This is a genomic window from Serratia sp. MF1(2023) (assembly GCF_030954545.1).
Classification (GTDB): domain Bacteria; phylum Pseudomonadota; class Gammaproteobacteria; order Enterobacterales; family Enterobacteriaceae; genus Serratia; species Serratia sarumanii.
Map to the genome: position 1 here is coordinate 114,438 of NZ_JAVHUX010000020.1, position 18,625 is coordinate 133,062.

Annotated in this window: 18 protein-coding genes; 6 read left to right on the forward strand and 12 right to left on the reverse strand. The window is 60.5% G+C overall.

The window, feature by feature from the left end:
- Positions 1 to 54: 54 nt before the first annotated feature.
- From REA38_RS12170 to phoP, 4 genes are all read right to left on the reverse strand, one after another.
- Positions 55 to 846 carry a Fic family protein gene (locus REA38_RS12170; RefSeq protein ID WP_308885948.1) on the reverse strand — a complete coding sequence of 264 codons (792 nt, stop codon included), beginning with the start codon at positions 844 to 846 and terminating at the stop codon, positions 55 to 57.
- Between the two features lie 185 nt (positions 847 to 1,031).
- Positions 1,032 to 2,153: a cupin domain-containing protein gene (locus tag REA38_RS12175; protein ID WP_049235123.1), complete on the reverse strand. Its 1,122-nt coding sequence runs from the start codon at positions 2,151 to 2,153 to the stop codon at positions 1,032 to 1,034.
- A gap of 84 nt (positions 2,154 to 2,237) precedes the next feature.
- Positions 2,238 to 3,695 (reverse strand): two-component system sensor histidine kinase PhoQ, encoded by a 1,458-nt coding sequence (phoQ, locus tag REA38_RS12180; RefSeq protein WP_033638202.1) that lies wholly within the window; start codon positions 3,693 to 3,695, stop codon positions 2,238 to 2,240.
- Positions 3,696 to 3,700: 5 nt separating this feature from the next.
- The gene (phoP, locus tag REA38_RS12185) at positions 3,701 to 4,372 is read right to left on the reverse strand and encodes a two-component system response regulator PhoP (protein ID WP_033638204.1); all 672 of its coding nucleotides are present in this window, start codon (positions 4,370 to 4,372) and stop codon (positions 3,701 to 3,703) included.
- A gap of 380 nt (positions 4,373 to 4,752) precedes the next feature.
- Between phoP and REA38_RS12190 the strand changes: the two genes are divergently transcribed.
- Positions 4,753 to 5,772 (forward strand): ADP-ribosylglycohydrolase family protein, encoded by a 1,020-nt coding sequence (locus REA38_RS12190; protein ID WP_308885949.1) that lies wholly within the window; start codon positions 4,753 to 4,755, stop codon positions 5,770 to 5,772.
- Between the two features lie 21 nt (positions 5,773 to 5,793).
- Here the strand turns inward: REA38_RS12190 and REA38_RS12195 are convergent, their stop codons facing one another.
- Positions 5,794 to 6,558: a GntR family transcriptional regulator gene (locus REA38_RS12195; protein WP_039566493.1), complete on the reverse strand. Its 765-nt coding sequence runs from the start codon at positions 6,556 to 6,558 to the stop codon at positions 5,794 to 5,796.
- Between the two features lie 139 nt (positions 6,559 to 6,697).
- On the opposite strand from REA38_RS12195, the gene REA38_RS12200 reads away from it, so the two are divergent.
- The 3 genes from REA38_RS12200 (at position 6,698) to REA38_RS12210 (ending at position 9,501) form a co-directional block, all read left to right on the forward strand.
- The gene (locus REA38_RS12200) at positions 6,698 to 8,212 is read left to right on the forward strand and encodes a PLP-dependent aminotransferase family protein (RefSeq protein ID WP_308885950.1); all 1,515 of its coding nucleotides are present in this window, start codon (positions 6,698 to 6,700) and stop codon (positions 8,210 to 8,212) included.
- Positions 8,213 to 8,327: 115 nt separating this feature from the next.
- Positions 8,328 to 8,780, forward strand: a complete 453-nt coding sequence (locus REA38_RS12205; protein ID WP_308885951.1) for a GNAT family N-acetyltransferase — start codon at positions 8,328 to 8,330, stop codon at positions 8,778 to 8,780.
- Positions 8,781 to 8,796: 16 nt separating this feature from the next.
- The gene (locus tag REA38_RS12210) at positions 8,797 to 9,501 is read left to right on the forward strand and encodes a GNAT family N-acetyltransferase (RefSeq protein ID WP_033646373.1); all 705 of its coding nucleotides are present in this window, start codon (positions 8,797 to 8,799) and stop codon (positions 9,499 to 9,501) included.
- A 51-nt stretch (positions 9,502 to 9,552) separates the two neighbouring features.
- On the opposite strand, the gene purB is transcribed toward REA38_RS12210, so the two are convergent.
- The gene (purB, locus tag REA38_RS12215; RefSeq protein ID WP_033638215.1) at positions 9,553 to 10,923 is read right to left on the reverse strand and encodes an adenylosuccinate lyase; all 1,371 of its coding nucleotides are present in this window, start codon (positions 10,921 to 10,923) and stop codon (positions 9,553 to 9,555) included.
- A 22-nt stretch (positions 10,924 to 10,945) separates the two neighbouring features.
- Positions 10,946 to 11,572, reverse strand: coding sequence for a high frequency lysogenization protein HflD (gene hflD, locus REA38_RS12220; RefSeq protein ID WP_033638217.1), 627 nt, complete (start codon positions 11,570 to 11,572; stop codon positions 10,946 to 10,948).
- Between the two features lie 331 nt (positions 11,573 to 11,903).
- Between hflD and kup the strand changes: the two genes are divergently transcribed.
- A complete protein-coding gene (kup, locus tag REA38_RS12225; RefSeq protein ID WP_060427679.1) occupies positions 11,904 to 13,772 on the forward strand; it encodes a low affinity potassium transporter Kup in 1,869 nt (622 codons plus the stop codon).
- A gap of 52 nt (positions 13,773 to 13,824) precedes the next feature.
- Here the strand turns inward: kup and mnmA are convergent, their stop codons facing one another.
- The 4 genes from mnmA to rluE form a co-directional block, all read right to left on the reverse strand.
- The gene (mnmA, locus tag REA38_RS12230) at positions 13,825 to 14,925 is read right to left on the reverse strand and encodes a tRNA 2-thiouridine(34) synthase MnmA (RefSeq protein WP_033638220.1); all 1,101 of its coding nucleotides are present in this window, start codon (positions 14,923 to 14,925) and stop codon (positions 13,825 to 13,827) included.
- A gap of 106 nt (positions 14,926 to 15,031) precedes the next feature.
- The gene (locus REA38_RS12235; RefSeq protein WP_041034763.1) at positions 15,032 to 15,478 is read right to left on the reverse strand and encodes an NUDIX hydrolase; all 447 of its coding nucleotides are present in this window, start codon (positions 15,476 to 15,478) and stop codon (positions 15,032 to 15,034) included.
- 9 nt (positions 15,479 to 15,487) lie between these two features.
- The gene (locus REA38_RS12240; RefSeq protein ID WP_033638222.1) at positions 15,488 to 15,826 is read right to left on the reverse strand and encodes a lysozyme inhibitor LprI family protein; all 339 of its coding nucleotides are present in this window, start codon (positions 15,824 to 15,826) and stop codon (positions 15,488 to 15,490) included.
- 22 nt (positions 15,827 to 15,848) lie between these two features.
- Positions 15,849 to 16,475, reverse strand: coding sequence for a 23S rRNA pseudouridine(2457) synthase RluE (gene rluE / locus REA38_RS12245; protein ID WP_197840768.1), 627 nt, complete (start codon positions 16,473 to 16,475; stop codon positions 15,849 to 15,851).
- A gap of 131 nt (positions 16,476 to 16,606) precedes the next feature.
- Between rluE and icd the strand changes: the two genes are divergently transcribed.
- Positions 16,607 to 17,860 (forward strand): NADP-dependent isocitrate dehydrogenase, encoded by a 1,254-nt coding sequence (icd, locus tag REA38_RS12250; protein ID WP_308885952.1) that lies wholly within the window; start codon positions 16,607 to 16,609, stop codon positions 17,858 to 17,860.
- 73 nt (positions 17,861 to 17,933) lie between these two features.
- Here icd and uspF read toward each other — a convergent pair whose 3' ends face one another.
- Positions 17,934 to 18,383: a universal stress protein UspF gene (uspF, locus tag REA38_RS12255; protein WP_033646368.1), complete on the reverse strand. Its 450-nt coding sequence runs from the start codon at positions 18,381 to 18,383 to the stop codon at positions 17,934 to 17,936.
- Between the last annotated feature and the right edge of the window lie 242 nt (positions 18,384 to 18,625).

The following is an 18,625-nucleotide window of genomic DNA, read 5'->3' on the forward strand; positions in this document are numbered from 1 at the left end:
TCAGTTAACATAAATACTCCATTGTCATTAAATTAGCTAAGTAGCATGCAATTTTTACTGCATGCTAGTTAACTCACTCGTTGCAGAGTCGTAAAGCAGGTGGATGCAATTACAATAAAACTTAATAATATTGTCCCATTCGGAAAATAAAAAGGCTTCGCGTAAGCTAAGTACATAACCACTACGTGCAAAATGACAAAGCTCAGTAAGAGGGAGGTAGCTAAGCGGCTTTATTTGTAACATGAGATTAAAAAGGATTCTGGCGGCGCGTCCATTCCCATCTTGCAGAGGGTGGATATGCATAAACATGACTGCGAAAATGATAGCATGAAATAATTTGTTATCATCGCTATTTCCCTTTGCGTACTCTCGCAGATTGGAGAGTGATTCGCTTAATAGTGAAATATCAATGAATTCAGTGTAGCTGCCATCCTTATCGGGGACAGTTCTTATATTTGCTTTCCTAACGGGGATCGAGCGTCTCGTTATTTCACTTCCTATTTTTTCAATGAATTGGATAAATGATAGGTTATTGTTAACGATGTCGGAAAGAGTGGGGTAAAACTGATGATAGAAGATGGCTTCGTTCTGGCTTGTTGAGTTTTCGCTGGGAAATATATCGAGATCCACATAGGCGCTTAAGCGATGCTGTAATGGTTGGATCCTTTTATCCTCAATTACCTGGCTTGCATTTTCCAGTAACTGCTTGTATTCAAAGGATGTATTCTGAATCAATACTTGTGTTCTGTCTAAAAGTAAGCGTGTATCCGTATGAAAATGATTAACTTTGGGGTAGTCCATACGTAGTAATTTAATGACCTTTCCTTGTATTACGTAATTTTCCATTTTTCATCGTCCATGAAATTTCGTTAATGTGTTAAAAAGGTAGGTTAATATTATTTCGTTTAGGTTTCACAGCTATTAATATTTTGTTTCCATGTGTCGAAGTGTTGCCAACTTTTTACCCCCAAAGAAAAGGCCCGCCTAAGCGGGCCGGTATTATGTTCAACAGGAACCACGACCCCGAGAACTCAGTCGTTAAAGTACCAATAGCCGCTGTTGATCAGTGCGGTCAGCAGCGCCAGGAACGACGGGTCGTCCACCGCGTCGCCGAGCAGGGCGGCGTCGACGCTGAAGTGCTGGCAAAGGGCGTCTGCGGCCTGCAGCTGGTCGGTGTCGATCAGCTCGCCGTTGACGAAGCAGCGATCGCCGACGCGCAGCACGCGCAACCCGCCCAGGCGCTGCAGCGCTTCACCCTGCTGCAGCAGCTCGTAGATTTCCCCGGCCTGATACGGCGGCTCCGGCGGCGCCAGATCCAGCTCGTGGCGCGACTGGGAGATAAACTCGCCGAACCAGTGCTGGAAGTGTTCCGGCTGTTGCACCAGATCCAGCATCATCTGCCGTAAGGCGTCCACTTCCTGCGGCAGGATCTCCGCCGGGTGTTCGCGCAGTTTAACGTCCGGATCGCCGTAGCGTTTGCTGCCCAGCTCGCGCGCCAGCACGTAGTCGGCGAAGCCGCTCACCAGCTCGCGGCCGTTCGGCGCGCGGAAGCCCACCGAATAGTTGAGCGCGTTTTCCAGCGCGTAGCCTTCATGCGGGAAGCCCGGCGGAATGTAGAGAATGTCGCCCGGCTCCATCTCTTCGTCGATGATGGCGTCGAACGGCTCCACCTGCAGCAGATCCGGGTGCGGGCAGTGCTGTTTCAGCGGCGTTTTTTCCCCGACGCGCCAGCGGCGGCGGCCGGTGCCCTGAATGATGAACACGTCGTACTGATCGAGGTGCGGGCCGACGCCGCCGCCCGGTACCGAGAAGGAGATCATCAGGTCATCCATCCGCCAGTCCGGCAGCTGGCGGAACGGGCGCATCAGCGCCGCGGAAGGCTCATGCCAGTGGTCCACCGCCTGCACCAGCAGCGACCAGTTGTTTTCGCTCAGGTGATCGAAGCTCTCGAAGGGGCCGTGCGCGACCTGCCAACGGCCGTCCTGGTGGCTGACCAGGCGGCTGTCCACTTCGTTTTCCATCGCCAGCCCGGCCAGCTCATCCGGGGAGATCGGATCGATAAAGTTTTTGAAGCCGCGCTTCAGAATCACCGGACGCTTTTGCCAATAACGTTGCAAAAAATCGTTCCAGTCCAGGTCTAATTGATAATCCATGTTCTATTCCAGGAGAGAGGAGTGAGCCTGTGTGCGATTATAACGGAAGTTTGGCCCCGTGGATCGGGGCCGCAGCGGCATAATTTACTCGTTGTGGTGGGTGTCGTGCTGGCGGGCGAAGGTGACCTGCATGCGCGCGCCGCCGAGCGGGCTGTCGCTGATGACGATTTCGCCGTCGTACTGCTCGATGATCTCCGCCGCCACCGACAAACCCAGGCCCTGGCCGGGGCGCAGAGTATCCACCCGCTGGCCGCGCTGGAAGATCAGCTGGCGCTTGCTTTCCGGGATCCCCGGGCCGTCGTCGTCGATAACGATGGTGAGGTTTTTCTCGGAGTGCAGCGAGGTGATCTCCACGAACTCCAGGCAGTATTTGCAGGCGTTTTCCAACACGTTGCCCATCACTTCCATAAAGTCGTTTTTCTCGCCCATAAAGGTCACTTCCGGCGAGATGTCCAGCGTGATCACCACCCCTTTGCGCTGATAAACCTTATTCAGCGCCACCACCAGGCTGTCGAGCAGCGCCGGCACCGAATGGATCTCGCGCGTCAGCACCGTCTGGCCGGAGTTGATGCTGGCTCGGTGCAGGTAGTAACCGATTTGCTGCGAGATGCGCCCGATCTGATCCAGCATGATCGGCTCGGCTTCTTCGATGGTGGTCTGCTTGCCGCTGCGCAGTGAGCGCAGGGTGCTTTGCAGCACCGCCAGCGGCGTTTTCAGGCTGTGGGTCAAATCCGACAGGGTAGTGCGGTACTTGGTGTAGCGCTGGCGTTCGTTGCGCACCAGAATGTTCAGATTGCGCACCAGCCCGCGCAGCTCGCTGGGCGGGTTCTCATCCAGCTGATCGCGCTCGCCGTTCTCCAGCTCGCCCACCTGATTGACCAGCGCCTTGATCGGCCGCAGGCTCCAGTAGGCCGCCAGCCACAGCAGCGGCACCACCAGCAGCAGGTTGGCCAGCAGCACGTAGCTGAACCACTCCCACACCACGTCAGATCGCTGCAGCTCCTGCGGAATGCTGTCGACCACCACGATGGTCAGCGCCGGCAGGCGAGGCGTGGCGGCATAGGTGTTGACCGCCACCGAGTGGGTCAGCGCGTTCTGATCGGTATCGTCGTAATTCTTCAGCTGATCCTGCGCTTTGGGGTTGTCCCCCAGCACTTCGCTACTGACGCGGGTGTCGGTGTCGATTTCGTAAAAGCCGGACTCCTCCAGCCATTCCTTGTTGATCAGCTTCTCCAGCTCCGGCACCTTGCGCTGGCTCCACAGCAGGTTGCCTTTATCGTCGTAGATAAATACCAGCGTCGGGAAGTTGAGATCGATATCGGGGGGAATGGCGATGGTGAGCTTGTTGTCTTTCCACTGCGCCAGGCTGAAGAACAGGTTGCTCTCGCCGCGCAGCAGGCGGAAGGCGGTTTTGTCGAAGCTGACGATATAGCCGACGACCGCCACCAAACCGTAAGAGAGCGACAGCGCCAGGATCACCCCGGCGGTCGCCATCAGGAAGCGGGCACGCAGCGAAAACGGTTTTTTATTCTTGTTGAACATTATGTTCACTTCGCGTCAAAACGATAGCCCTGGCCACGTACCGTGGTGATCACTTCATGCGGGTATTCCGCCTGCACCTTCTTGCGCAAGCGGCCCATCAGCACGTCGATGGTGTGGCTTTCGCGCAGCTCGGCGTCCGGGTAGAGCTGCAGCATCAATGAATCCTTGCTCACCACCTTGCCGGCGTTGCGGATCAGGGTTTCGATGATGGTGTATTCAAAGGCGGTCAGCTTGATTTGCCGATCGTTGACGCTCAGTTCGCGGCGCGACAGATCGATCTGGAACGGCGGCAGCACGATCACCTGCGAAGCCAGGCCGCTGTTGCGGCGCATCAGCGCCTGCATGCGGGCGATCACTTCTTCCAGGTGGAACGGCTTGGTGACATAGTCGTCGGCGCCGGCTTCCAGCACCGCCACTTTGTCCTGCCAGCTTTCGCGGGCGGTCAGCACCAGGATCGGCAGCTTGGCCTGGTGCGCGCGCCAGCGGCGGATCAGGCTCAGACCGTCTTCACCCGGCAGGCCGAGATCGACGATGGCGATATCCGGCGCGTGCTCTTGCAGGAAGTAATCGGCTTCCTTGGCGTCTTCGGCCGCGTCGACCTGATGGCCCATCTCGCGCATCTGAACGGAAAGGTGGTGGCGCAGCAGACCATTATCTTCAACAACCAGTACTCGCATGGCGAACTCCTGTGACTATGCGGGTGAACGTCCTGTCACCCACGCGATAAAAAGGGAACACGCTCTGCGGCGTGTCAGGGGATAACGCGGCCACCTGAACCATGTTGACAAAAAGTGCTGAGGCTATGGTAGGTATAACCCGCCCGGCTCGCAAGAGAGCCGAAGCAATGTATTAAAATAAGCGTTATCAATTTGTTCGCCGACATTATCGACAAGTTCTGATAAACGTCGGATAAACAGCGGCGGGGCGACGTTAAACGCAACTTAAACGCGCCGGGCATTGCCCGCGGAAAGAACGTGTGAGCCGGGGCGCTTGATAAGCTTTAAAGGTACTAATAAGGTATTATTGAGGCATCGGCACATTTTTTCAGGAGCGACGGATGAAGCAGTTAACCCAGGCGGAACGCATAGCGGGCGCACTTTACGGACAGATGCTGGGCGACGCGCTCGGCATGCCTTCCGAGCTGTGGCCGCGCGAGCGGGTTAAGCGCCACTTCGGCTGGATAGACGGCTTTCTCGACGGGCCGGCGGAGAACACCGCCGCCTGTTATTTCAAGGCCGGGCAATATACCGACGATACCGCGATGGCATTGGCGTTGGCCGATGCGCTGGTGGAGGCGCAAGGCGAGGTGGTGCCGGAGCTGATCGCCCGCAACGTGATCCGCTGGGTGGACGGTTTTGACGCTTTCAACAAGAACATTCTCGGCCCCAGTTCCAAACTGGCGCTGAGCGAGCAAAAAGCGGGCACGCCGATCGCCGAGTTGGAAAACAACGGCATCACCAACGGTGCGGCGATGCGCATTTCGCCTTTGGGCTGCGTGCTGCCTTCCGCGCCGTTGGAGGATTTCTGCCGGCAGGTGTGGCTGGCCTGCAGCCCGACGCACAAATCCGACATCGCCGTCGCCGGTGCGGTGGCGATCGCCTGGGCCGTGGCGCGGGCGGTGGAAGGGGCTGACTGGGCCTCGATTCGCCTGGCGTTGCCGGGGGTGGCGGAGTATGCCCAGCGCCGGCAGGAGACGACGTTCAGCCCTTCGCTGGCGGCGCGCATCGAACTGGCGTTTCAGGTGGTGGATGAAGCCATCGGCACCGAGCAGGCCTCCGAGCGGGTATATCAGCTGATCGGGGCCGGGGTGAGCACCATCGAGTCGGTGCCCGCAGCGCTGGCGATGGTGCAGCTGGCGCAAACCGATCCTACCCGGTGCGCCGTGCTTTGCGCCAACCTGGGCGGCGATACCGACACCATCGGCGCGATGGCCACCGCGATTTGCGGCGCGCTGCACGGCGCCGAGGCGATTGAGCCGGGGCTGCTGGCGGAGTTAAAACGGGTGAATCCGCTGGATATCGGGGTTTACGTTCAGGCGTTCGCGCGTTTTCGCCGCCGCCGGCAGGGCGAGTCGTAAGCCGCCGCGTGACGCAACGGGTCAGCTTTCGCTGGTAAATTCGTACATGTCGCTGCGGCAGAAGCTTTCACTGTATTCGATCGGCTTTTTTTGGTGGTCGAACAGCGTCTGGCGCACGATCAGCAGCGGCATCGGCTCCGAGAGCCGCAGCGCCTGACGGATATCGTCGTCGGCCATCGCCGCGCTGACCTGGCTGCGCAGCGATCCCATCTCCACTTTATTGCGCCGGAAGTAATCGTACAGCGAGATGCCGATCTCGTCGACGTTGGCAATCGCCGCCGCCACCACGTAGGACACCGCCACCGACATTGGCCGCCGATCGATCAGGTGAATGCGTTTGAGTTGGTAGATCGGCGTTCCGGCCGCCAGCTGGAGCTTTTCAGCCAGCTCAGCGCCGGCGGGTATCCGTTCGCGGCTGATCCACTGTGTATCCGGCCGGCGCCCCTGCTGTATTACCTCGCGCGAGAATCCTTTGACGTCCGCCAATGAATAGAACAGCTTCGGCTCGGGCCGCTGCGGTTGGATAAAGGTGCCGTAGCCGCGCGAACGGCCGATGATGCCGTCCTGCTCGAGGCAGGCCAGCGCCTTGCGCACCGTGATGCGCGAGATGCCGAGCCGTTCGGTGAACAGGCGCTCGCTGGGCAAAAAATCCCCCGCATTCAGCAACCCCTGCTCGATGGCCTGGCGCACCGAGGCGTTGAAGCGCAAATACAGCGGCATCGCGCCCGCGCTGGCCAGATCCTGCTGCAGTTTGTCCAGCAGACGCTGGTTGGTCTCCTTGCTCATAGCCGACGGAAGTCCTGTAGCCGCAATGCGATGGCTTATTTAAGGGGATTTCGCCGGGCAGCGCAACTGCCGCCGCCGCCGGGGTGAAATGAGGTAGAGTAGTGCGTCGGCCCCCTGAGCCAGGAGAAACAAATACCCCATGAGCGATACCCCACGACACGCGGACGACGCGGCGATCCTGGCCGCCTTCGCGCAGCAGCGGCGGCAAGGCCTGACCCGGCGTTCGGCGCTGCATCAGGCCCTGCTACAACTAATCGCCGCCGGAGAACTGCCCTGGCGGACGCAGCTGCCGCCGAGCCGTGCGTTGGCGGCCCGGCTGACGGTGGCGCGCGACACGGTGGAACAGACCTACGCGCGGCTGGAAGCGGAGGGGTTCATCAGCCGAACGGTGGGGCGCGGCAGCTTTGTGCGCTATCGCTGCGACACGCTGCTCGGCCGTGAACTGCTGGCGACGGCGGCGGGGCAAGAGGCGCGGCTGGCGGAGCGCGAGCTGAGCGATCGCGGTCGGGCGCTGCTGGCGGTCAGCCATACGCCGCACACCAGCCGCCAGGCTTCGCTGACGCCTTCGCTGGCGGACCTGCGGGCGTTTCCCATCGAGCAATGGCTGCAGCAGGAAAAGCAGGCGCTACGGCGGCACGGCGAGCGGCTGTTGGGGTATGCCGATCCACAAGGGTTGCCGGAGCTGCGCGCGGAGATCGCGCGCTATCTGCAGCGGGAGCGGGGCGTGAAGGCGACGGCGGAACAGGTGATCGTGGTGACCAGCTCTCAGCAGGCGTTGGCGCTGTGTACCCAGGTGCTGTTCGATCCCGGCGATGCGGTGTTCGTCGAAGAGCCGGGTTACCAGGGGGCGAAAAAGCTGGTGCAGTCGGCGGGGCTGCAGGCGCGGCCGATCGGTATCGACGAGCAGGGGCTGGACGTCGGGCAGTTGATGCAGGCCTCGGGCGGCGGACGGGGCGTTTACATCACGCCGTCCCATCACTACCCGCTGGGGTATTCGCTGAGCCTCGAGCGGCGGCTGGCGCTGCTGCAGTGGGCGCAGCGGCAGCGGGCCTGGATCATCGAAGACGACTACGACGCCGAGTTCAACTATGACCGGCAAACCAAGGCGGCATTGCAGGGGCTGGACAGCGGCGGGCGCACGCTGTACATCGGCACCTTCAGCAAGACGCTGTTTCCGGGGCTGCGCATCGGTTTCATGATTGCGCCGCCGCAGCTGGTGCGGCCATTGGTCGCCGCCAGGCAGTTTCAGGACGGCTACACGTCGGCGCTGGCGCAGATGACGCTGTTCCACTTCCTGCACGAGGGCGGCTACGCCGAGCATCTGCGCAATATGCGCACGTTGTACAAGGCGCGGTTGAACGTGCTGTACGACGCGGTGCATCGTCACTTGGCGGCCTGGACGCGCCCGGCGTTGCCGCAGGGCGGGCTGCAGTTGGTGTGCCCGTTGGCGGATGCGGCGATGGAACGGCGGCTGGTGGCGGCGGCCGCCGAACGGGGGATTCGGCTGTACGGCCTGGCGGACTTCTACACCGGCACGCCGCAGCGCGGGGCGCTGGTGCTCGGCTTCTCGGCCTATACGCCGGATGAGATCGTGCGCTTTATCGCGACGCTGGCGCAGGTGTTCAACGCGCTGCCGGTGGCAAGCGACGGCTAAAATTGGTCTGCTCTGCGTTTCGTATTGGTCCGTATTGTACCGTCGCCGCGCGGTGTATTCTGCCGCTATCCGGTTATTTCCCTAATGGAAATAACATCTTACTCCGTGAGGCGCTATGAACCCATCAAACCCTGAAGTGACTATCCGCAGAATCAATGGCGACGACAAAGCGCAATGGCTGGCGCTGTGGCAGGGCTATCTCGATTTTTACCGCGCCGACGTGGCGCCACAGGTGACCGATCGCACCTTCGAACGCCTGGGGCAGGATGAACAGGTGTACGGGCTGGTGGCGCAGGATGCCGACGGCCAACTGCTGGGGCTGATGAACCTGGTGTTCCATCCGTCCACCTGGAGCGCGGTCGGCTATTGTTATATCGAGGATCTCTATGTGTCGCCGCAGGCGCGCGGCCACAAGGTGTCGGAAAAGCTGTTCGAACAGGCGTACCGCTTGGCAGAGACGCGCGGCAGCGATCGGGTCTACTGGATGACCCAGGAGTACAACGCGCCGGCGCGCTCGCTGTACGACAAAATCGGCAGAAGAAGCTCGTTTATCGTTTATTCCCGTTAATCGCAGGAGGGCGTTTATGGCAATGAATCGTTATGGTCAGCCGGTTGGCGAACCGATGCCGGATTGGCAGCCGGCTCGCCGCCCCGGCGGCGCGACGCTCGGCGGGCGTTTCTGTTCGCTGGCGCCGCTCGAGCCGCAGCGGGATTACGCCGCGCTGTTCGAGGCGTTTCAACTGGCGCCGGACGGCCGCGACTGGACCTATCTGTCCATCGAACGGCCCGATACGCCGGCGGCGATGTTGCAGCATCTGGAGACGCTGCAGGCCAACCCGGCGCTGGTCAATCTGACGGTGTTCGACGCCGCCAGCGATGCGCCGGTGGGCACGGTGGCGCTGATGCGCATCGACGAAGCCAACGGGGTGCTGGAGATCGGCCACGTCAGCTGGTCGCCGTTGATGAAACAGCGCTCCAGCGCCACCGAAGCCATCGCGCTGCTGCTGCGCTATGCCTTCGACACGCTGGGCTACCGCCGCTGCGAGTGGAAGTGCGACAGCCATAACGCGCCGTCCCGCCAGGCCGCGCTGCGCTTTGGCTTTCGCTACGAGGGCAACTTCCGCTTCGCGGTGATCGTCAAGGGGCGCAGCCGGGATACCGACTGGTTCGCCATCACCGCCGACCGCTGGCCGACGGTGCGGCAGGCGCTGGCGCGCTGGCTGAGTGCGGACAACTTCGATGCGCAGGGGCGGCAGATAGCCCGGCTGCAGGTGCTGCGCGGCGAATAGCAAAGAAAAAGGCGGCCCGCAGGCCGCCTTGTCGTTGTCAGGCTAAAGCGCTTATTTCAGCTCGTCGACCATGGTGGTGGCGCGGCCGATGTAGTTGGCCGGGGTCATCGCCTTCAGACGGGTTTTCTCTTCTTCCGGCAGCGCCAGGCCATCGATGAACGCCTGCATGCCGGCGGCATCCACGCGCTTGCCGCGGGTCAGCTCTTTCAGCTTCTCGTAAGGTTTCTCGATGCCGTAGCGGCGCATCACGGTCTGGATCGGCTCGGCCAGCACTTCCCAGTTGTGATCCAGTTCGTCCAGCAGGTGCGCCTGGTTCACTTCCAGCTTGCTGATGCCTTTCAGGGTGGCCTGATAGGCGATCAGCGCGTAGCCCAGGCCTACGCCCAGATTACGCAGCACGGTGGAGTCGGTCAGGTCGCGCTGCCAGCGGGACACCGGCAGTTTGCCCGCCAGGTGGCCCAGCACGGCGTTGGCCAGGCCCAGGTTGCCTTCGGAGTTTTCGAAGTCGATCGGGTTGACCTTGTGCGGCATGGTGGAAGAACCGATTTCGCCGGCGATGGTCTTCTGCTTGAAGTGGTTCAGGGCGATGTAGCCCCAGATGTCGCGGTCGAAGTCGATCAGAATGGTGTTGAAACGCGCTACGCAGTCGAACAGCTCGGCGATGTAGTCATGCGGCTCGATCTGGGTGGTGTACGGGTTCCAGGTGATGCCGAGCGAGGTCACGAACGCTTCGCTGAACTGATGCCAGTCCACTTCCGGGTAAGCGACGATGTGGGCGTTGTAGTTGCCGACCGCGCCGTTGATTTTACCCATGATCTCCACGCGCTCCAGCTGGCGGTACTGGCGCTCCATGCGGTAAGCCACGTTGGCGAACTCTTTGCCGACGGTCGACGGGGTCGCCGGCTGGCCGTGGGTGCGCGACAGCAGCGGAATATCGCGGTATTCCAGCGCCAGCCCTTTCAGCGCGTCGATGATCTTGCGCCAGTAAGGCAGCACCACGTCCTGACGGGCGCTTTGCAGCATCAGCGCATGCGACAGGTTGTTGATGTCTTCGGAGGTGCAGGCGAAGTGGATGAACTCGGACACCGCGTGCAGCGCAGGCACCGCCGCCACTTTTTCCTTCAGGAAATACTCGACCGCTTTCACGTCGTGGTTGGTGGTGCGCTCGATGGTTTTGATGCGCTGAGCGTCTTCTTCATTGAATTCCGCGACGATTTTGTCGAGGAAAGCGTTTGCGTCGGCGTCAAAAGCGGGAACTTCCTTGATTTCTGCGCAGGCCGCCAGTTTTTGCAGCCAACGTACTTCAACCTGTACGCGGAATTTCAGCAGACCGTATTCGCTGAAAATGGGGCGCAGTGCGCTGACTTTATCACCGTAGCGTCCATCAACGGGGGAAACGGCGGTCAGTGAGGATAATTCCATCGGTAGCAACTCCTGGGATCGATTAACAATGAGCAACGATATTTTGCGCCTGTTTGAACAGACGATTACGGGAAAACATTAACTGCAGGCGGCTGCCGCCGACCTGTTGCCACAGCACGGCGGCGCGAATGCCGGCCAGCAGCGTGGCGCGAACCTTGGCCTGCACCTGCGGGTTCTGCAAGATAGCCGGCGAGCCGGTCACCTGGATGCGCGGCCCGAGCGGGCTGACCACGTCGACGTAAATGCCGGCCAGCGCGCTGATGATGGTGTCCGACTCAAGATCGAAGTGCGCCAGCTGGCGTTCGAGCTGGCTGAGGCGTTCACCGAGCGTGTTCATCGCCTGTTTGTTGGCGTTGAGCTTGCGCTCCAGCACCATCAGGCTGATGGTGTAGCGGGTCAGTTCCGCGCCCGGCCCTTTGTTATTGGCGTTAAGCACGCCCATCAGGGTTTCGAGGCCGACCATCAAATTGCGTTCTTCACCGCCGAACACCGCCAGCGTGGAGGGCGGGTCCATCTGCAGCAAGCTTTTCAGCGAGGTCTGAAAGGCTTCGCGGTTGCATTGCCCTTCATGGGCCAGTTGCTGAACCAAACGCGCCGACTGGCTGATACCCGCCATGGCCAGCGTGATGTCATAATAATTCTTCGCCACGATTACTCCTGTAAACGCTGTGAACGGTACATGGCTTACTGCATAAGGTTGTGTGTATCGCAGGGGTAACGGCGGCGGCCGCGAACGGTAACGAACGGGCGTGGCTGTAACAACGATGACAACGAATGCCGCGGATCATGCCACAAAATCGAGGCTAAACCCAGCGTCTAATACGCCCGAGACGAGGCGGAGGCGCCGTACGGCGCAGAACTGCGCAGACAGGCGGCGAAAATCGCCGGCGCGGCGGCGCGAACTTATTGTTACGGCGGCAAATAAAGTGCGGCGGCTGCATCTATACTGCCAACGTGAGCCCTCAAATAAAGATCTTCATATGCACGTAAAAAACAAGCAGCCGCTGCCGGCGGTAACGCTGGCGGCCATCGGCGTGGTGTACGGCGATATCGGCACCAGCCCGCTGTATACCCTGCGCGAATGCCTGACGGCGGAGGAGGGCATCACCATGACGCCGGCCTCAATCTACGGCTTTTTGTCGCTGATTTTCTGGCTGCTGACGCTGGTGGTGTCCATTAAATACATTTGTTTCGTGATGCGCGCCGACAACGACGGCGAGGGCGGGATCCTGACGCTGATGTCGCTGGCGATCCGCAGGCTGGATGCGCGCTGGGTGCCGGCGGCGGTGCTGATCGGGCTGGTGGGCGGCAGCTTCTTTTACGGCGACGGGGTGATCACCCCGGCCATTTCGGTGCTTTCGGCCATCGAGGGGCTGCAGATTATCGCCCCCGAACTGGACAGCTTTATCGTGCCGCTGTCGCTGCTGGTGCTGACCGCGTTGTTCGCGATACAAAAGCGCGGCACCGGCAGCGTCGGCAAACTGTTCGCCCCGGCGATGGTTATCTGGTTCCTGACGCTCGCGCTGCTGGGCATCGGCGGCATTCTGCAGCACCCTGGCGTGCTGCGGGCGCTGAACCCTTACTGGGCGGTGAATTTCTTCCTCGAATACAAGACGGTGTCGTTCTTTGCGCTGGGCATGGTGGTGCTGTCGGTCACCGGCGCCGAAGCGCTGTACGCCGATATGGGCCACTTCGGTAAAAAGCCGATCCGTCTGGCGTGGTTTACGCTGGTGGCGCCGGCGCTGGTGCTGAACTACTTCGGCCAGGGGGCGCTGCTGCTGACCAATCCGGCGGCGATCAACAACCCGTTCTTCCTGCTGGCGCCGACCTGGGCGCTGATCCCGCTGCTGGTGATCGCCACGCTGGCGACGGTGATCGCCTCGCAGGCGGTAATCTCCGGCGTGTTCTCGCTGACGCGGCAGGCGGTGCGGCTGGGCTACCTGCCGCCGATGCGCATCATCTATACCTCCGATCAGGAGTCCGGGCAGATCTACATTCCGGTGGTGAACTGGCTGCTGTTCGCAGCGGTGCTGATCGTGATTATCAGTTTCAAACACTCCAGCAACCTGGCCTCGGCTTACGGCATCGTGGTGACCGGCACCATGCTGCTGTCGTCGATTTTACTGAGTATCGTGGCGGTGAAAAACTGGGGCTGGCCGCGCGCGCTGGGCGGGCTGATGCTGCTGATCATGCTGTGCATCGACGTACCGCTGTTCGGCGCCAACCTGATCAAGCTGGCGACCGGCGGCTGGCTGCCGGTGGTGCTTGGGCTGATGATTCTGCTGATCATGCTGACCTGGAAGACCGAGCGTTCGCGTCTGATCCGCCGGCTGCGCGACAACCAGGAGGGGCTGAGCGCGCTGATCGAGTCGCTGGAGGAGGCGCCGCCGAAGCGGGTGCCGGGCACCGCGGTGTTTATGGAGCGCACGCCGCACGCGGTGCCGCTGGTGCTGTTGCATAACCTGAAGCACAACAAGGTGCTGCATGAGCGCGTGGTGCTGCTGACCATCGTCACCACCGACATGCCGTACGTGCATAACGTGCAGCGGGTGGCGATCGAACAGCTGTCGGCGAGTTTCTGGCGGGTGGTGGCGAGCTACGGCTGGCGCGAGACGCCCAACGTCACGGACATCCTTTACCGCTGTGGGTTGGAGGGGATGAGCTTCACCATGAACGAGACCTCGTTCTTTATGTCGCGCGACACGCTGGTGCTGGGCAAGCGGCCCTGGTATTTGCGCATTCGCGGCAAGGTGTTCCAGCTGTTGCAGCGCAATGCGCTGCGCGCGCCGGATCTGTTCGAAATCCCGCCGAACCGGGTGATCGAACTGGGCGCGCAGGTGGAATTTTGATTAAAAAAAAACGCTGCGATAAACGCAGCGTTTTTCTTGGACGGCAGGCGAATTACGCCAGGCGCTGTTCGATGATGCCGCCGCCGAGGCAGATTTCGCCCTGGTAGAACACCGCCGACTGGCCGGGGGTGACGGCGGAGACCGGCTCGTCGAAACGCACTTCGATGCGTTCGCTGTCGAGCGGGGTCACGGTGCAAGGGATATCCTGCTGGCGATAGCGGGTCTTCACCGTGCAGCGGAACGGGCCGCTCAGCGGCAGGCGATCCACCCAGTGCAGCTGCTGCGCGATAAGGCCGGTAGACATCAGGCGCGGGTGATCGTGCCCCTGGGCGACCACCAGCACGTTGTTGGCCACGTCTTTATCCACCACGTACCAAGGATCTTCGCTGCTGTCTTTCAGGCCGCCGATGCCCAGCCCTTTGCGCTGGCCCAGGGTGTGATACATCAGGCCCTGGTGTTCGCCGACGGTCTGGCCGTCAACGCTGACGATCGGGCCCGGCTGGGCCGGCAGGTAACGGCCGAGGAAGTCGCGGAACTTGCGCTCGCCGATAAAGCAGATGCCGGTAGAATCTTTCTTCTTGGCGGTGACCAGCTCCAGCTGCTCGGCGATGCGGCGCACCTCCGGCTTCTCCAGCTCGCCGACCGGGAACAGGCTTTGCGCCACCTGCTCGTGGCTCAGGGTGTAGAGGAAGTAGCTCTGATCCTTGTTGCCGTCGACGCCGCGCAGCAGGCGGCTCTTGCCGTCCACGTCCTGGCGGCGCACGTAGTGGCCGGTGGCGATGAAATCGGCCCCCAGATCTTCGGCGGCGAACTCCAGGAAGGCTTTGAATTTGATCTCTTTATTGCACAGGATGTCCGGGTTCGGCGTGCGGCCGGCCTTGTACTCTTCCAGGAACAGCTCAAACACGTTGTCCCAGTATTCTGCCGCAAAGTTCACCGTGTGCAGTTCGATGCCCAGCTTGTCGCAGACCGCTTGCGCGTCGGCCAGATCGGTCGCGGCTGAGCAGTACTCTTCGTCGTCGTCTTCTTCCCAGTTCTTCATGAACAGCCCAGCGACCTGATAGCCCTGTTGCTGTAACAGATAGGCGGTAACGGAAGAGTCGACGCCGCCGGACATACCGACGATTACTTTTTTCTGGCTGTTGTCTGACATGGGGATCTCACGAACTTGAACACGAACCGTGCTGATAAAAACAAGCGCAGGATTTTACCACGTTGGCCGCGCCGGCGCACTGTTCATCTTGTGCTGCCCCGCGCCCTTAAAACGGCCAGGCGAAGCTGCCGACCAGCGACAGCGGGTAGCGCTCCGGCTGCTGGTAGCTGCGAATGCTCTCCGCCACCAGCGCGGAACGCAGGTTGGGCGCCTGCAAGATCTCGTCGGCGCTCAGCCACAGGCAGCGATCGATGTCGCTGTCGTGCGGCTCGGTCGGCAGCGGCTGTTCCAGCTCGATAACGAAGCAAAAACGCAGGAACGGCGTGCGATCCGGCGCGATCCACTGGTGCAGGCGCAGGAACGCCTGCGGCGCGGCGCGGATGCCGGTCTCTTCCCACAGCTCGCGCTCGGCGGCCTGCACCAGCGTCTCGTCGGCCTCCAGGTGGCCGGCCGGCTGGTTCCACAGCGCTTTGCCGTTGATGGTCTCTTCGACCACTAAAAATTTGCCGGCGGCGTGCACCACGCAGGCCACGGTGACGTGCGGTTTGAACATGCGCTCTCCTTACAGCGGTTTGTCGATGCGCCGGTAGATGTCGTCCAGCTCGGCGATGCGGGTGCGATAGCTTTTGAGCAGGCAGGCGGTATCGCCGCCGCACCGCTGGCGTTTTGCCAGCCAGTCCTGCTGGCTGTCCTGCATCGCGCCGCGCGCGCCCATGGCGAACAGGCCGCGCAGGAATTGGTATTTTGTGGCCATTTGCACGTCCAGATCGTTCAGCGTGCGGTCGGCGCAGATGGCGCGTTCATCGCTGCCTGCCGCCTTGGCGCAGTCGAAGCTGGCGGCCTGGGCGGCGAGCGGGGCCGCCAGTGCGGTGAACAGCAGCGCGGTCAGTGTGTTCCTCATGGCGCCTCCATCAGTTATCGGTCTACAGGGAATCGATGCTTTTCCATTCACCAGGTTGCAGTGAACCCAGCGAAAGATTACCCATACTGTAGCGAATCAGGCGCAGGGTAGGGAACCCGATATGCGCCGTCATGCGACGCACCTGGCGGTTTCGCCCTTCATACAGGGTGATTTTCAGCCAGCAAGTGGGGATGGATTTACGTTCGCGGATCGGCGGGTTGCGTGGCCACAGCCACTGCGGCTCGGCCACCAACTCCACCTCGGCGGGCAGCGTGGGGCCGTCTTTCAGCGTGATGCCGCTGCGCAGCGGCGCCAGATCGCTCTCCTGCGGCGTGCCTTCGACCTGCACATAATAGATTTTGCCGGTGCGCTTGCCCGGCTGGGTGAGCTGCGCCTGCAGCTGGCCGTCGTTGGTCAGCACCAGCAGCCCTTCGCTGTCGCGATCCAGACGCCCGGCGGCGTAAACGTCGGGGAAGGGGATGTACTCTTTCAGCGTGGCGCGGCCGGCTTCGTCGGTGAACTGCGGCAGCACGTCGAAGGGCTTGTTGAATAACACAATTCGGCGCGGCCCTTTCGGCGCGGCGGGTTTGGCGGTATTCGGCTTGCTGAATCGTTTAACTTTGTGATTTCTAACAGAGAATTTTTTCATAACGGTTGAGATTACGGATGATAAGCGCATTATAACCGAATCCGTTTCGGATTGGCGCGGACCGAATATTCAAGTAGTATCTACACGCATCTTACAAAGCATTAACAAAATTGCGCTTGAAGGAGAGGTTGATGGAAAGCAAAGTAGTTGTTCCGGCAGAAGGTAAAAAAATCACGGTTGACGCCCAGGGTAAACTGGTTGTTCCTCATAACCCGATCATCCCGTTCATCGAAGGCGACGGCATCGGCATTGACGTGACTCCTGCCATGATCCACGTGGTTGATGCGGCCGTTAAAAAGGCTTACCACGGCGAACGTAAAATCTCCTGGATGGAAATCTACACCGGCGAAAAATCTACCCACGTTTACGGTAAAGACGTGTGGCTGCCGGACGAAACTCTGGACCTGATCCGCGACTACCGCGTCGCCATCAAAGGCCCCCTGACCACCCCGGTCGGCGGCGGCATCCGTTCTCTGAACGTGGCCCTGCGCCAGCAGCTGGACCTGTACGTGTGCCTGCGCCCGGTGCGTTACTACCAGGGCACCCCAAGCCCGGTGAAACAGCCTGAGCTGACCGACATGGTGATCTTCCGTGAAAACGCCGAAGACATCTACGCCGGCATCGAGTGGAAAGCCGGCTCCGCCGAAGCGGACAAAGTGATCAAATTCCTGCGCGACGAAATGGGCGTGAAAAAAATCCGCTTCCCGGAGCAGTGCGGTATCGGCGTGAAGCCATGCTCCGAAGAAGGGACCAAGCGTCTGGTGCGTGCGGCGATCGAATACGCCATCACCAACGACCGTGACTCTGTGACCCTGGTTCACAAAGGCAACATCATGAAGTTCACCGAAGGTGCCTTCAAGGATTGGGGCTATGAGCTGGCGCGCGAAGAGTTCGGCGGCGAGCTGATCGACGGCGGCCCATGGCTGAAGATCAAGAACCCGAACACCGGCAAAGAGATCGTGGTTAAAGACGTGATCGCCGACGCCTTCCTGCAGCAGATCCTGCTGCGCCCGGCGGAATACGACGTGATCGCCTGTATGAACCTGAACGGTGACTACATCTCCGACGCCCTGGCTGCCCAGGTCGGCGGCATCGGCATCGCACCGGGCGCCAACATCGGCTCCGACTGCGCGCTGTTCGAAGCGACTCACGGCACCGCGCCGAAGTACGCCGGCCAGGACAAAGTGAACCCAGGCTCCATCATCCTGTCCGCAGAGATGATGCTGCGTCATATGGGCTGGTTCGAAGCGGCTGACCTGATCGTTAAAGGCATGGAAGGCGCCATCGCCGCCAAGACCGTGACCTATGACTTCGAGCGCCTGATGGAAGGCGCTAAACTGCTGAAATGTTCAGAGTTTGGCGATGCTATCGTAGAGCACATGTAAGTGTGTTTGGCGTTTGAATAAGAGCGGGAGCCTTAGGGCTCCCGTTTTTTATTGTTCGAATGGGCATGGGATATCAAGGATTGGCCGATTCACGCACCACCAGCACCGGGCAATTGGCGTGGCGCACGACGGCGGTGGCATTGGAGCCGAGGAGGTAAGTGATCGCAGAAGGGCGGTTGGAACCCATCACAATAATCTCCGCGTTAAGCGCATCAGCGAGTTCCAGGATCTGATCTTTAGGATCGCCGACGGCCACGTGCGTGGTCACTCTATCTTCAGGCACGCTGAATTCTTTGGCCGCTTTCGCCAACCCTTCGGTCGCTACCGCAATGATTTCGTCTTTGGTTTCTATCGCCGCGGTGGCGGCAAAGCCGAAAGCGGCGTAGGTGGCGCGTGACGGGATCACCGCCAGGAAATGGACGTGGGAGTCTTCGAGCCTGGCGAGCGCGTTGACATGTGGGATGACCTGCTGCGTTAATTCCGGCTCGGTAATATCGACTGGAACCAAGATAGTTTTATACATACTCCCTCCTTATCATTATCAAATAACTCCACTTCTTGGATTATAGCTGCCAGACGCCGAGAAAACGGCGATCGGTATGGCAGAACCAAAGAAATTGGCCGCCAAAAAGGTAAAGTATGCGGAAATCGCTGTTGTGGCAATAAGTTAGAAGCGGTTGACCTGGCCGTTAAAGGCATGGAGAGCAAAATGTTCAGCGCTCGGTGCCGCTATCGTTAGGCGTGTATCAGTGTCCTTGGCGTTTG

Bases quoted from the DNA above. Each gene is read 5' to 3' on its own strand.
- purB (WP_033638215.1), bottom strand. From the start codon at position 10,923: ATGGAATTATCCTCACTGACCGCCGTTTCCCCCGTTGATGGACGCTAC.
- uspF (WP_033646368.1), bottom strand. From the start codon at position 18,383: ATGTATAAAACTATCTTGGTTCCAGTCGATATTACCGAGCCGGAATTA.
- phoQ (WP_033638202.1), bottom strand. From the start codon at position 3,695: ATGTTCAACAAGAATAAAAAACCGTTTTCGCTGCGTGCCCGCTTCCTG.
- kup (WP_060427679.1), top strand. From the start codon at position 11,904: ATGCACGTAAAAAACAAGCAGCCGCTGCCGGCGGTAACGCTGGCGGCC.
- REA38_RS12170 (WP_308885948.1), bottom strand. From the start codon at position 846: ATGGAAAATTACGTAATACAAGGAAAGGTCATTAAATTACTACGTATG.
- REA38_RS12235 (WP_041034763.1), bottom strand. From the start codon at position 15,478: ATGTTCAAACCGCACGTCACCGTGGCCTGCGTGGTGCACGCCGCCGGC.
- REA38_RS12175 (WP_049235123.1), bottom strand. From the start codon at position 2,153: ATGGATTATCAATTAGACCTGGACTGGAACGATTTTTTGCAACGTTAT.
- REA38_RS12190 (WP_308885949.1), top strand. From the start codon at position 4,753: ATGAAGCAGTTAACCCAGGCGGAACGCATAGCGGGCGCACTTTACGGA.
- REA38_RS12200 (WP_308885950.1), top strand. From the start codon at position 6,698: ATGAGCGATACCCCACGACACGCGGACGACGCGGCGATCCTGGCCGCC.
- REA38_RS12240 (WP_033638222.1), bottom strand. From the start codon at position 15,826: ATGAGGAACACACTGACCGCGCTGCTGTTCACCGCACTGGCGGCCCCG.
- phoP (WP_033638204.1), bottom strand. From the start codon at position 4,372: ATGCGAGTACTGGTTGTTGAAGATAATGGTCTGCTGCGCCACCACCTT.
- rluE (WP_197840768.1), bottom strand. From the start codon at position 16,475: ATGAAAAAATTCTCTGTTAGAAATCACAAAGTTAAACGATTCAGCAAG.
- REA38_RS12195 (WP_039566493.1), bottom strand. From the start codon at position 6,558: ATGAGCAAGGAGACCAACCAGCGTCTGCTGGACAAACTGCAGCAGGAT.
- REA38_RS12205 (WP_308885951.1), top strand. From the start codon at position 8,328: ATGAACCCATCAAACCCTGAAGTGACTATCCGCAGAATCAATGGCGAC.
- REA38_RS12210 (WP_033646373.1), top strand. From the start codon at position 8,797: ATGGCAATGAATCGTTATGGTCAGCCGGTTGGCGAACCGATGCCGGAT.
- icd (WP_308885952.1), top strand. From the start codon at position 16,607: ATGGAAAGCAAAGTAGTTGTTCCGGCAGAAGGTAAAAAAATCACGGTT.
- mnmA (WP_033638220.1), bottom strand. From the start codon at position 14,925: ATGTCAGACAACAGCCAGAAAAAAGTAATCGTCGGTATGTCCGGCGGC.